The sequence below is a fragment of the Streptomyces glaucescens genome (assembly GCF_002154375.1).
Taxonomy (GTDB): domain Bacteria; phylum Actinomycetota; class Actinomycetes; order Streptomycetales; family Streptomycetaceae; genus Streptomyces; species Streptomyces glaucescens.
Genome location: NZ_MUND01000135.1, coordinates 1 through 11,213, shown reverse-complemented (window position 1 = coordinate 11,213; position 11,213 = coordinate 1). Strand labels below are relative to the sequence as shown.

Sequence of the window (11,213 nt, the reverse complement as noted above, 5' to 3'; positions counted from 1 at the left end):
GCCGGGCCGAGCTGGCGCTGGTCGCCAGCGAGCGCGCGATGCTGACCCAGCACGGCGCGCTGCGCGCCGAGCGGGCGCTGGCCGGACGGTTGCAGCACGCACTGCTCCCGCTGCCGGACAAGCCGCTGCGACTGGCCGGGCTGCGGGTCGAAGTGGCCTATCTGCCCGCCCAGGCCGGGGTGCAGGTCGGCGGCGACTGGTTCAGCGCCATCGAGCTGCCCGACGGCGACGCCCTGCTGGTGGTCGGTGACGTGGCGGGGCACGGCGTCGGTGCCGTCGCCACCATGGCGCAGCTGCGGTTCACCGCCAAGGGCATGGTGATCACGGGCTCGTCGCTCACCGGCGCGCTCGGCCGGCTCAACACACTGCTGCTGCACTCCCGCGACTCGCACGGTACGGCCACCCTGGTGCTGGCCCGCTATCACGCCCGGGAACGGCGCCTGGAGTGGGCGCAGGCCGGACATCCGCCGCCGCTGCTGCTGCGCGACGGCCGGGCACGGTTCCTCGACCGGCCGCGCGGTGTGCTGCTCGGGGCGAGCAACCGGCCGGTCTTCGAGGAGGAGGAGTGCCTGCTGCGACCCGGCGACCGGCTGCTGCTGTACACGGACGGCCTCGTGGAGCGACCCGGCGAGGGAATCGACCGCGGTCTCGAGCGGCTGGCGGAGGCCGCCGTGACCCATCACCGCGACGAGCCGAGCTCCCTGGACCCGCTGCTCACGGCGATGCTGCAGGGCGAGCGGCGCGACGATGTGTGTGTGCTCGACGTCCGGGTCCCGACGGAGACGTCCGACGCCGGGGGCGAGTGACCGTGTGACCAGAACCGAGTGAGGGCACGACGAGAACGGCCGCGGTCTGACGGCCCGGCCGTGGAACGGCCGGCCACCCCGCGGCCTGACGGAACCGGGGCCGGACCGGTGACCCTCGAGGTCAGCCGCGGTCGCCCACGGTCGCCCCGGTGTCCACGGGCCGGCCGCGGTGGGCCTCGTCCCGGGCGAGCACGGACAGCAGGGACGCGACGGTCAGTCCCGCCTCGGCCGGGTGCCGCAGCACCTTGCCCGGTTCGATGCGGTACGTGTTCGTGCGCCCCTCCCGGCTGTGCGAAAGATAACCGGCCTGCTCCAGGTCGGCGATGATCTTCTGCACGGCGCGTTCCGTCAACCGGCAGTGCGCGGCGATGTCGCGGATCCGCGCGTTGTGATCATCGGCGATGGCGGCCAGCACTCGCGCGTGATTGGTGAGGAACGTCCATCCAATATGCGGCTCAGGCACTCCACCCATGCCGACATCATAGGACCGTCCGTTCCCGCATACAAAAACGCGAAATGCATTTCATGTATCTCTTGACGTATGTCGTCTCGGGATACAGCCTGTAACGGAGGGCAGGCAGAGATCCGAGGGAGAGTCCGCCATGCCGGATTCCGAGGACCGTCCGTCGGCGACGGTCGGCAGCCCTGGACTGGCCGTTCACACCCGTCCGGACGGCAGCCGGGCACACGTGGCCGTCTCCGGCGAACTGGGCCTGGGCGTCGGCGAGGAACTGCGCGCCGCCCTGCGGACCGCGCTCGCGGGCACGGACGACGGCATCGACCTGGATCTGAGCGAGGTCGCCTTCTGCGACTGCTCGGGCCTGAACATCCTGCTGGCCCTCCGCGAGCAGGCGCTGGGCGAAGGCAAGTCGGTCGTCCTCCGGGCCGCCTCGCCCATCGTCGAGCGGCTGCTCACCCTGACCGGCACCCTGTCGATGCTCACGCCGGCCGCCGAGCAGACCGGCGACCGGCCGGAGCTGGGCGTGGAGGTCGTCCAGCTGCGCCGGGCCATGCAGACCCGGCCCACCATCGACCTGGCGCGCGGAGTGCTGATGGCGTCGTTCGGGCTGAGCCCGGAGGACGCCTGGGAGGTGCTGGTCGCCGTCTCCCAGCACACCAACACCAAGCTGCACCGGCTCGCGAACGGACTGGTGGAGGCCGTCCAGGGCGACCCGCTGCCGGAGCCGCTGCGGCGGGAGGTGGCCGCGGCGGTGGCCCGGGTCTGCGCCGCCGGAGCGAAGAGGGCCGACTGAGTCACGGCGGCCGGAGGTCAGGCGGCGCCGAGGAACCGGTGCAGGGCGGCCTTCAGCGCGCCGACGAACGCCTCGCGCCGGTCCGCCGGGAGCGCGTCGAGGGACAGGTACGGGTTCAGGTCCTCCAGCTCGACCAGCAGCAGCTCGCCGCCCGGGGCACGGCAGGCGTCGACCCGCTGGACGCCGTGCTCCACGGTGTTCCACTCGACGAAGCGGCGGGCGAAGTCCAGGTCGGCGCCGGTGGGTTCGTACGGCTGGAGCGCCCAGCGCCGCTCGGGGTCAGGGGCGTACAGGGCGTACTGGAAGTCGTGGTCGACGAAGTAGAACGAGACCTCGTAGGCGAAGTCGATCCGCGGCTGGACGAGGACGCTGCCGTCGATGAGGCCGGGCAGTTCCCCGGCGGTGACGATCCGCAGGCCCATCGAGTCGGCGCCGAGCTTGGGCTTGACCACATAGCGCTCGGCGCGCGGCAGCAGCTCCAGGTCGGCCGCTCGGTCCACGGTCGGGATGACGGGGAAGCCCGCCGCGCCCAGATCGAGCAGATACTGCTTGCCGGCCATGTCCGCCCGGCCGGTGAGCTGGTTGTACACCCGTGCCCCGGTGCGCAGGGCGTGCGCGCGGAAGGCGTCGTAGGCGTCCCGGTACGCGAGGACGGGGCCGCTGTTGCGGACCACGACGGCATCGAAGGCGTCCATCAGCGAGAGCGCGTCCCGCGGATGGCACAGGGCGAGGTCGAAGTCCTCGCGCAGCCGGGAGGTCAGCTCGATGTCCTCGTCGCCGTAGCGCCGCCCGCGCGCCGGATAGGCCAGGTCGGTGACGTACAGCAGGCGGGTGCGCGGCATCGGGGCTCCTCGGGTGGGGCGGCGCTGAGGTGCGCAAAGAGTACGCGGGGGCCCGGTAGGGCACTCAGTACCCTCTCTTCACAGCACTCAGTGCCATCGCCGTGTAACGTTCCCGTCCATGAACTCCAGCAGTGCGGCGCCCGGGGACGGCGAGAAGGCGCGGGCGGCGGGCGCGAAACCGCCCATGCGGGACGCCTTGGTCGCCGCGGCCTTCCGGCTGTTCCTGGAGCGGGGCTACGAACAGACCACCGTCGACGACATCGTGGCCCTCGCCGGGGTCGGGCGGCGCTCCTTCTTCCGCTACTTCCCGTCCAAGGAGGACGTGGTCTTCCCCGACCACGAGCGGTGCCTGGCCGACATGGAGGCTTTCCTGGCCGCCGGCGGGGAGGACGAGGAGCCGGTGGCCCGGGTCTGCGACGCCGCCCGGCTGGTGCTGCGCATGTACGCGGAGAACCCGGCCTTCTCGGTGCAGCGCTACCGGCTCACCAAGAGGGTGCCCGGGCTGCGCGCCTACGAGCTGTCGGTGGTGTGGCGCTACGAGCGGGCCCTCGCCGACTATCTGCGCGGGCGCTTCGCCGGACGGCGCGACGGCACGCTGCGCGCCGATGTGATCGCGGCGGCCGTCGTGGCGGCGCACAACAACGCGCTGCGCTCCTGGCTGCGCTCCGACGGGCAGGGTGACGCGGGCGCGGCCGTGGACCACGCGCTGGGCTATGTGCAGTCGGCCTTCGGCGCGGCCCCGGTGCCGCCCGCCGCGGAAGCGCCCGAGGACGTGGTGGTGGTCGTGTCCCGGCGGGGGGCACCGCTGTGGCGGGTGGTGCAGGAGATCGAGACCACGCTCGGCCGGGACTGAGCACGGCGAAATTCGGGGTACGGAGTGCCTTTACGCGTGACACTCAGTGCCATAACCTGTCGGCGTGCACGGTGGCACGGCGAACCGGGCACAGGCGTGCACGGTGAGCCGCGCACGCGGGATTCCGGCCGAGCGCAGGGAGTTGACAGCGTGTACCACCACTCAGGAAGCGCCGCTCAGCAGGGAGCCGGCTCCGCGGCGGGCGTCCTCGCCCCCACGATCGAGCGCCGGACTGCGGACGAGGAGACCATCCTCTTCCAGCGCTGCACATGGTGCGGCACCGCGATGTACCACCGGCTGCTGTGTCCGGTGTGCCAGGGCAGCGATCTGCGCACCGAGCGCAGCGAGGGCACCGGCACGGTCCGCCACTCCACGGTGGTGCACCGCAACACCCCGGCCGCGCGCAATGTGTCGCTGATAGAGATGGCGGAGGGGTTCGTGGTGCGGGGCAGGGTCATGGGCCCGCCCATCGGCATCCACAGCGGCGACCGGGTGCGGCTGTCCACGGCCAAGGACCCGGTGCGCGGCGAGCCCGTCTTCCAGCTGGTCGACGAGCCCTACCGCGCCTGGAGCTGAGCGGGTCTCAGGCGGGTCGTGCGGCCTTGGGCGTCAGCCGGATGCCGACCGTGCCCTCCGTCCCGCGCCGCAATCGGCTGCCCAGCAGGGTGAGCCGGCCGACGAGACCGTACTTGCGGGCGATCAGCCGGCGGTAGCGGGCGGTCGTGGCCGCGTCACAGATCTCCGCGGTGGCCTCGATCGCCTCGCCGAGGGGATTCCCGCGCACGTCGCAAGGGGCGATCCGGACGTCGTTGCGGTTGCGGATCCGCTTCACCTTCCAGGAGTCGGCGACCGTCCACACGCCGAGCGCGTCTCCGTCGGCCACCACCCACACCGGGGTGTCGACCCCGGTGCCGTTCCTGCGGTAGCTGGTGATCAGCAGGTACTTGCCCGCACCGAGCCGGGCGGTGGGCGTCTCGTCCATGCCGGCGAGTCTAGGCGGCCCCCGCCGGACCTGGCGCATGACGGACTCGTGGATCACATCGGGATCCCGGGAGCCGCTGCGGCGCAACAAAACGCGCAGGGGGATCGGCAATGATCAACTGCTCCGTCTAGATTGCTCCTTGACACTCACCGTGTCCCTACGCATTCCGGCATCCCAGGAGCTGATCCCGTGACCGAGAACCCGCCCACCACGGACGGCGTGGCCGACTCCCTGCGCGAGCGCATCAACACCTCCCAGCCGCACACGGCCCGCATCTGGAACTACTGGCTGGGCGGCAAGGACAACTACGAGGTCGATCGCGCGGCCGGTGACCAGATCCGCCGGCTCCACCCGGGCATCGGCGAGTACGCGCGGGCCGACCGGCTCTTCCTGGGCCGCGCCGTGCGGTACCTCGTCGAGGAGGCGGGGATCCGTCAGTTCCTGGACATCGGCACCGGGCTGCCGACCGCCGACAACACCCACGAGGTCGCCCAGCGGCTCGCCCCGCAGACGCGGATCGTCTACGTCGACAACGACCCGCTCGTTCTCGCGCACGCCCGCGCGCTGCTCACCAGCACCCCCGAGGGCCGCACCGACTACCTGGACGAGGACCTGCGCAATGTCGACGCGATCCTCGAACACGCCTCCAAGACACTGGACTTCAGCGAGCCGGTGGCGCTGATCCTGCTCGGCGTGGTCATCTTCATCGGCGACGACGAGGACCCGTACAGCCTGGTCCGGCGGCTGGTGGACGCCCTCCCGGCGGGCAGCCACCTGGTGCTGTCGCACACCATCACCTCGCCGTCCATGCCGGACGTGGACGAGGCGGTGAAGTTCTGGAACGAGCACGGCACCCCCAAGCTGACCCAGCGCAGCCCCGAGGACGTCACCCGCTTCTTCGACGGGCTGGAGCTGCTGGAGCCCGGTGTCGTCTCCTGCTCGCGCTGGCGCCCGGAGGACGGTGACGGCACCGAGCCCGAAGAGGTGGCGATGTTCGGCGGCGTGGCCCGCAAGAACTGACGCGGGCAGGGACGGGTGCCCCCGGGCCGGAGCGATCACCCTCCTGGCCGGGCTGAACGGACCCGGCTCCCGGCACGTATGCGAAGGGGGGCGCTCGACTGCCGGAGGCCCCCCGCGGTGCCGGCACCGCGCGTTCGGGGTTCGGGAGCCATGCATGAGGCACGTACGACGACGGATCGTCCGGCGAGCGGCACGGCTGGCGGCCGCCGGCGGTCTGCTGCTCGGGACGACGATGGTCACCCAGGCGGTGGCGAGCCCGCCGCCGGACCCGGTGCCGGCCGGCGGCGCGGAGCTGGTCCGGCGGCTCGGCGCCGAGCGCACCGCGGGCAGCTGGATCGGTGCCGACGGGCGGCCGGTGGTCGCGGTCACCGACCGGGGCACGGCCGCCGAGGTGCGCCGGGCGGGCGCGACGCCGAAGGTCGTGCGGCACAGTCTGAGCGAGCTGAGGTCGGCCACCGCGACCCTGCGGGCCGCGCCGCGGGTGACCGGCACGGCGTGGGCGGTGGACTACCGCCGCAACGAGGTGGTGGTACGCGCCGACCGCACCGTCTCCGCGGCCGACTGGGCCGCCCTCACCGAACTCGCCGAGGACATCGGCGGGCACGTCCGGATGGAGCGCTCCGCGGGCACCTTCACCACCCGCCTGAACGGGGCGCAGCCCATTCTGTCGACGAGCGGGCGCTGCTCGACGGGGTTCAACGTGACCGACGGGCGGCGCGACTTCATCCTCACGGCCGGGCACTGCGGGCCCACCGGGTCCGTCTGGTTCGCCGACGGCCAGGGGACGCGCGAGGTGGGCCGCACGGTCGCCGGGAGCTTTCCGGGCGCCGACTACTCGCTGGTGCGGTACACCGAGGGCCGGGCGGGCGAGGGTGCCGGCGTGGTGGCGGTCGGCGACGGGCAGGGGGTGCGGATCACCGGTGCGGCCGATCCCGCCGTCGGACAGCGGGTGTTCCGCAGCGGCAGCACCACCGGGCTGCGCGACGGGCGGGTGACCGCGCTGGACGCGACGGTGAACTATCCGGAGGGCACGGTCACGGGTCTGATCGAGACGGATGTCTGCGCGGAGCCGGGCGACAGCGGCGGGCCGCTGTTCGCGGCGGGGATCGCGCTGGGGGTGACCTCGGGCGGCAGCGGGGACTGCCGCACCGGCGGTACGACCTTCTTCCAGCCGGTGACGACGGCGCTGGAGGAGCTCGGGGTGCGGCTGATCACCGCGACGGGTTCGCCCCCGCCCGGGCCGGGTTCCTCCGCGACGCAGAGCGCGATCGCACCGGGGGCGCAGAGTCCGGCGGCGGGCGGCACGGGGACACCGTCCCTGTACGCGCGGCTGACGGACCCGCGGAACACCGGTCCGGGGTTGCTGGTCGTGGCGGGAAGTCTGGTCGCGCTGGTGGCCACGCGGTGGATCCGCACGGAGCAGGACCGCAGGGCCTACCAGCGCCAGTACTCGGCGAGCTGGGGTTGACCGAGGATCGGGGGGTCAGGCGGCCGAGGTACGGTCGGCCCACTCCATCACGAGCCGCTGGTATTCCTCGCGCTGCTCGGTGTTCAGTGTCCCGCCCGACCGGAGCCACAGGGCCCGGATCTCCTCGTTGACCTCCGCGGCCGATCGCTCGGAAACGGCTTCAACACTGGTGGACATACTGTGAAGCATACGGCGCCTGACGTGAAGACCGCGTGAGCGAACGGGAGCGAATCAGACATATCGGACCGTGTCGCTGATCACTCCCATCCCCCCGAACCCCTGCGGCAGTTCACCTGTCCGGCAGAGCCGTCAGGTGCCCGGCTTGCGGCCGTAGACGTAGACGTCGTCACCCTTCTTCAGCAGGGACCAGTACTTCTTGGCGTCCGTCTTGGTCATGTTGACGCAGCCGTGCGAACCCGGCGGGTTCCACATGCTGACGCCGACGGAGTGGAAGGCCTGGCCGCCGTCGAAGAACTGGGCGTAGGGCATCGGCACGTCGTAGATCGAGGAGACGTGGTCGATGTTGCGCCAGTAGACCTTCTTCAGGCCGGTGCGGGTCTCGTAGCCGTCACGGCCGGTGCGCACCGGGACCGGCCCGTAGACGAGCTTGCTGCCGTCCTGGATCCAGCTCAGCTGGAGCGTGAGGTTCACACAGGCGATGCGGCCCTTGTTCACCGGGCACTTGCCGTCCTTGTTGGGCTTGTTCCCCACGGCCTTCTGCTTCAGCATGAGGTCCATCACACCCCAGGTGACGGGCCCCGCGTAGCCGGCGTTCGGCTGGATGCCGTGCTTGGTCTGGAAGGCCTGGATGGCCTTGCAGTCGGCGGCGGACTGCCGTCCGTCGACCGGCCGGCCGAGGAACTTCTCCACCTGCTTCTGATACGGCCCGGTCTGCGTCGTGCAGCTCGCGGCCTGCGCCGACCCGGCGCCGAGCACGAGCGTGAGCGGTGCCACCAGCGCGGTGGCACCCAGAACGACGGTGGCCCGTCTGCTTTTGTCCCCCATGTCCAGCTTTGCCCTTTCATTGCGGCGGATGTCTCACAGATAGACGTCTGCCACGTCCAAGAGGTTGTACGGGTGCGGGTGAATGTGAGGCGGCTCATGACGCGCGTCCGGACCGTCACCGATGGGACACGGCACGCGTCCTGATCTCCTCCCCCGGCAGCGCGCGGCGCCCGCGGACCGGGGAGAGGAGGACCGGGAGGAAGGCCACCGCCAGGAAGGCGGCGCCGGTCCACAGGGTGGTGCGGACGCCCGCCAGCTCGCCGAGCAGGCCGGACAAGGCCGCGCCGATCGCGAGGGCGCCGGTCAGCATGCAGCGGAAGGTGGCGTTCATCCGGCCGAGGAGGGCGTCGGGGGTCATCCCCTGACGCAGGCTGACCCCGAGGACGTTGTCCATGCCGGTCTTGAACATCGCCAGCGCCCAGCCCGCCCCGGCCAGCCACAGCCAGGGCCCGCGGCCGATGAGCGGGACGAGGAGGGCGGCGGGCGCCAGGAACGGGCCGGCCAGGGCGAGGGTGCGGCCGAGTCCGAGGCGGGCGGCGAGCGGGCGGGCGCAGCGGGCGCCGAGCAGGAGACCGATGCCGCCCGCGGCCCAGTACAGGCCCAGGACGCTCGCCGAGAGGTGCAGTTCCCGGACGAACAGTACGGGCAGCATGGTGTTCACGATCTGCGACCCCAGGTTGGTGAGCGAGGCGGTGAGCGCGAGGGCGCGCAGTTCGGGGTTGCCGAGCACGTGGCGCAGCCCCTCGGCGATCTGGGCGATCAGTCCGGTGCGGGCCGCCGGGGGCCGTGGGCCGGTGCCGCCGCGCAGGGCGATGAGCCGGAGGGCGGAAGCGAGGTGGGCCACGGCCGTGCAGAGCACGGCGACGGGGGCGGTGAGCAGCTGGACGAGGGCGCCGCCCAGGCCGCGCCCGGCGACGTTGCCGGCCGCCTGGAGGCTGACGACGGCGGCGTTCGCGCCCACCAGGGCGTCACGGCCGACCAGTTGGGGCAGCACACTCTGCGAGCCGACGTCGAAGAAGACCGTGGCGCAGCCGGTGAGCAGCACCACCGTGTAGAGCTGGCCGAGGGTGAGCGCGTCGAGCCACCAGGCCAGTGGCACGGAGGCGAACAGCAGGGAGCGGGCGAGGTCGGCTCCGATCAGCACCCGCCGGTGCCGCATCCGGTCCACCCACGCCCCGGCCGGCAGCCCGATCAGCAGGAACGCCAGGGTGCTGAGGGTGGCGAGGGCGCCGACCTGCCCGGGGCCCGCGTCCAGCGCGGCCACCGCGACCAGGGGGACGGCGACGTAGCCGACGTTGGTGCCCAGCTGGCTGAGGGTGGTGGCGGCGAAGAGGGTGCGGAAGTCGCGGGCCCGCCAGGGGGAGGCGGGTGGTGCGGGAGTGGGGGGCTTCGGGGCGGTCTGCGGGTCGCTCTGCACAGGAGAACGGTGCCCGAGGGCGATCGGGCAGGACAAGTGAAGAGATCTACAGGGATGTTTAAGTGGTACTACGTCAATTCTCTTGCGGATAGCGTGCGTCCATGTCCGCGTTCATACAGCAATTGCCCGCACTGCTCGGTGTGGTGATCGGTGCTCTCGGTTCGTATCTGGTGGTCATGCGGGGGGAGCAGGTCCGGTTCCGCCGCGAACAGGCGGCCCGCTGGGAGGAACGCCGGCTCGCGGCGTACGCCGACTACGCGCGCCAGTTGAAGAAGACCATCACCCTGACGTACCGGGTGGCCTCGCACCTCGGCAACGACCCGCATCCGCACCCCCTCTCCCCCGAGGCCGCGGAGCCGCTGCTGGCCGAGGCGGCGGACGCCCGGGACCCGGCCGGTGAGGCGCTGCTCCTGCTGGGCAGCCGCGAGGTGGTGGACACCGCGCGGGCCTGGGTGCTCGCGGTGCTGGAGATGGAGGCGTTCCTGCGGGCGGGGACGCGCGACGCCGGGGCCTGGCAGCGGTTGCTGGAGCGGCAGCGCGCGGCCCGGGAGAGGTACTACGCGGCGGTGCGCGCCGACCTGGCGCTGCCGCCGGGGCACTCGGCGCGCTGGCCGCTGCCGCCGGCGGCGGACGCCGGTGCTCAGCGGTAGCCGGTGGTGTCCGCGGGCTTGCCCGGGTCCTGCACCTCGACGAGGTAGCGCCAGGCGTCGGGGCGGCTGCCGTCGAGGTCGGTGAAGCCGTACTCCCGGGCCAGGCCGCCGCTGGAGAGGGAGGCGCCGTTGTGGCGGGCCACGTCCGGGTCGGCGGCGAGCGCGGCGACGGCGCGGCCGACGTAGCGGGGGGTCTCCGAGATGGCGAAGTGCGGGACCTTGTCGAGGGCGTCGCGCCAGTTGTCCTCGCGCACCCCGAAGTGTTCCAGCATGATCTCCGAGCGCAGCCAGCCCGGGGTGAGGGCGACGGCGGTGGCGCCCCGCGGGCCGAGTTCGTGGCCGAGGGAGAACGCCATGCGCAGGACGGCCGTCTTGGCGAGGTCGTAGAAGAACGAGTTGCGGTAGTGGTCGCGGTTGTAGTCGGCGGTGCCGTCGGTGACCTCGACCACCAGGCCGCCGGGGCGGCGCAGCAGCAGCGGCAGGGCGTGGTGGCTGGTGATGGCGTGGGTCTCCACCGCGAGTCTGAGGAGCCGCAGCCCGTTGTCGAGGTCGTGCTCCCAGACCGGCGTCTCCCACTCGAACAGGTGCTCGCCGCCCCAGATGTCGTTGACGAGGACGTCGAGGCGGCCCTGCTCGTCGGCGACGCGGTCGACGAGGGCACGGACCTGGGCGGGGTCCAGGTGGTCGGTGGGTACGGCGATGCCCGCGCCGCCCGCCCGGGTGACGAGGTCGGCGGTGTCCTCGATGGTCTCGGGGCGGTCGTACTCCGAGCGCTGGGCGCGGGTGCTGCGCCCGGTGACGTACACCGTGGCGCCGGCCGCCGCCGGCTCCACGGCGATCCCCCGCCCGGCTGCCCGGGTCGCCCCGGCGGCGAGTGCGATCTTGCCCTTCAGGGGCTGTTCCGGCATGTCCGGCCT

14 protein-coding genes are annotated in these 11,213 nt (G+C 72.4%); 7 read left to right on the top strand and 7 right to left on the bottom strand.

Annotation, left to right across the window (positions count from 1 at the left end; all coding sequences use genetic code 11):
* The coding region (locus CCN42_RS10165) for a PP2C family protein-serine/threonine phosphatase (protein ID WP_143661889.1) at positions 1-806 on the top strand (806 nt) is incomplete at its 5' end.
* A gap of 121 nt (positions 807-927) precedes the next feature.
* On the opposite strand, the gene CCN42_RS10160 is transcribed toward CCN42_RS10165, so the two are convergent.
* Positions 928-1,278, bottom strand: coding sequence for a helix-turn-helix transcriptional regulator (locus CCN42_RS10160; protein WP_086734728.1), 351 nt, complete (start codon positions 1,276-1,278; stop codon positions 928-930).
* A 130-nt stretch (positions 1,279-1,408) separates the two neighbouring features.
* Here CCN42_RS10160 and CCN42_RS10155 point away from each other — a divergent pair, with 130 nt between their 5' ends.
* Entirely contained in the window at positions 1,409-2,059 is a 651-nt protein-coding gene (locus CCN42_RS10155; protein ID WP_086734726.1) for an ANTAR domain-containing protein, read from the top strand.
* A 17-nt stretch (positions 2,060-2,076) separates the two neighbouring features.
* On the opposite strand, the gene CCN42_RS10150 is transcribed toward CCN42_RS10155, so the two are convergent.
* Positions 2,077-2,901, bottom strand: coding sequence for an ATP-grasp domain-containing protein (locus tag CCN42_RS10150; protein WP_086734724.1), 825 nt, complete (start codon positions 2,899-2,901; stop codon positions 2,077-2,079).
* A gap of 118 nt (positions 2,902-3,019) precedes the next feature.
* Between CCN42_RS10150 and CCN42_RS10145 the strand changes: the two genes are divergently transcribed.
* Together CCN42_RS10145 and CCN42_RS10140 are read left to right on the top strand one after the other, a co-directional pair.
* On the top strand, positions 3,020-3,754 hold the full coding sequence (locus tag CCN42_RS10145; RefSeq protein WP_086734722.1) for a TetR family transcriptional regulator: 735 nt from the start codon (positions 3,020-3,022) through the stop codon (positions 3,752-3,754).
* Between the two features lie 150 nt (positions 3,755-3,904).
* A complete protein-coding gene (locus CCN42_RS10140; protein ID WP_086172069.1) occupies positions 3,905-4,330 on the top strand; it encodes a Zn-ribbon domain-containing OB-fold protein in 426 nt (141 codons plus the stop codon).
* Positions 4,331-4,337: 7 nt separating this feature from the next.
* Here CCN42_RS10140 and CCN42_RS10135 read toward each other — a convergent pair whose 3' ends face one another.
* Positions 4,338-4,736 carry a PPOX class F420-dependent oxidoreductase gene (locus CCN42_RS10135; protein ID WP_086734720.1) on the bottom strand — a complete coding sequence of 133 codons (399 nt, stop codon included), beginning with the start codon at positions 4,734-4,736 and terminating at the stop codon, positions 4,338-4,340.
* Between the two features lie 189 nt (positions 4,737-4,925).
* On the opposite strand from CCN42_RS10135, the gene CCN42_RS10130 reads away from it, so the two are divergent.
* The gene (locus CCN42_RS10130; RefSeq protein ID WP_086734719.1) at positions 4,926-5,756 is read left to right on the top strand and encodes an SAM-dependent methyltransferase; all 831 of its coding nucleotides are present in this window, start codon (positions 4,926-4,928) and stop codon (positions 5,754-5,756) included.
* Between the two features lie 154 nt (positions 5,757-5,910).
* Positions 5,911-7,224: a S1 family peptidase gene (locus tag CCN42_RS10125; RefSeq protein WP_086734717.1), complete on the top strand. Its 1,314-nt coding sequence runs from the start codon at positions 5,911-5,913 to the stop codon at positions 7,222-7,224.
* Positions 7,225-7,239: 15 nt separating this feature from the next.
* On the opposite strand, the gene CCN42_RS10120 is transcribed toward CCN42_RS10125, so the two are convergent.
* From CCN42_RS10120 to CCN42_RS10110, 3 genes are all read right to left on the bottom strand, one after another.
* Positions 7,240-7,401 (bottom strand): hypothetical protein, encoded by a 162-nt coding sequence (locus tag CCN42_RS10120; protein WP_169731432.1) that lies wholly within the window; start codon positions 7,399-7,401, stop codon positions 7,240-7,242.
* A 132-nt stretch (positions 7,402-7,533) separates the two neighbouring features.
* Positions 7,534-8,229 (bottom strand): L,D-transpeptidase family protein, encoded by a 696-nt coding sequence (locus tag CCN42_RS10115; protein ID WP_086734715.1) that lies wholly within the window; start codon positions 8,227-8,229, stop codon positions 7,534-7,536.
* Between the two features lie 115 nt (positions 8,230-8,344).
* Positions 8,345-9,646 carry an MFS transporter gene (locus CCN42_RS10110; RefSeq protein ID WP_086734713.1) on the bottom strand — a complete coding sequence of 434 codons (1,302 nt, stop codon included), beginning with the start codon at positions 9,644-9,646 and terminating at the stop codon, positions 8,345-8,347.
* 101 nt (positions 9,647-9,747) lie between these two features.
* On the opposite strand from CCN42_RS10110, the gene CCN42_RS10105 reads away from it, so the two are divergent.
* Complete coding sequence (locus tag CCN42_RS10105; RefSeq protein WP_086170737.1) at positions 9,748-10,296, top strand: hypothetical protein; 549 nt, start codon at positions 9,748-9,750, stop codon at positions 10,294-10,296.
* Here CCN42_RS10105 and CCN42_RS10100 read toward each other — a convergent pair.
* Complete coding sequence (locus CCN42_RS10100) at positions 10,287-11,204, bottom strand: SDR family oxidoreductase (protein WP_086734711.1); 918 nt, start codon at positions 11,202-11,204, stop codon at positions 10,287-10,289. The two genes, CCN42_RS10105 and CCN42_RS10100, sit on opposite strands and share 10 nt — an antisense overlap.
* Positions 11,205-11,213 lie beyond the last annotated feature (9 nt).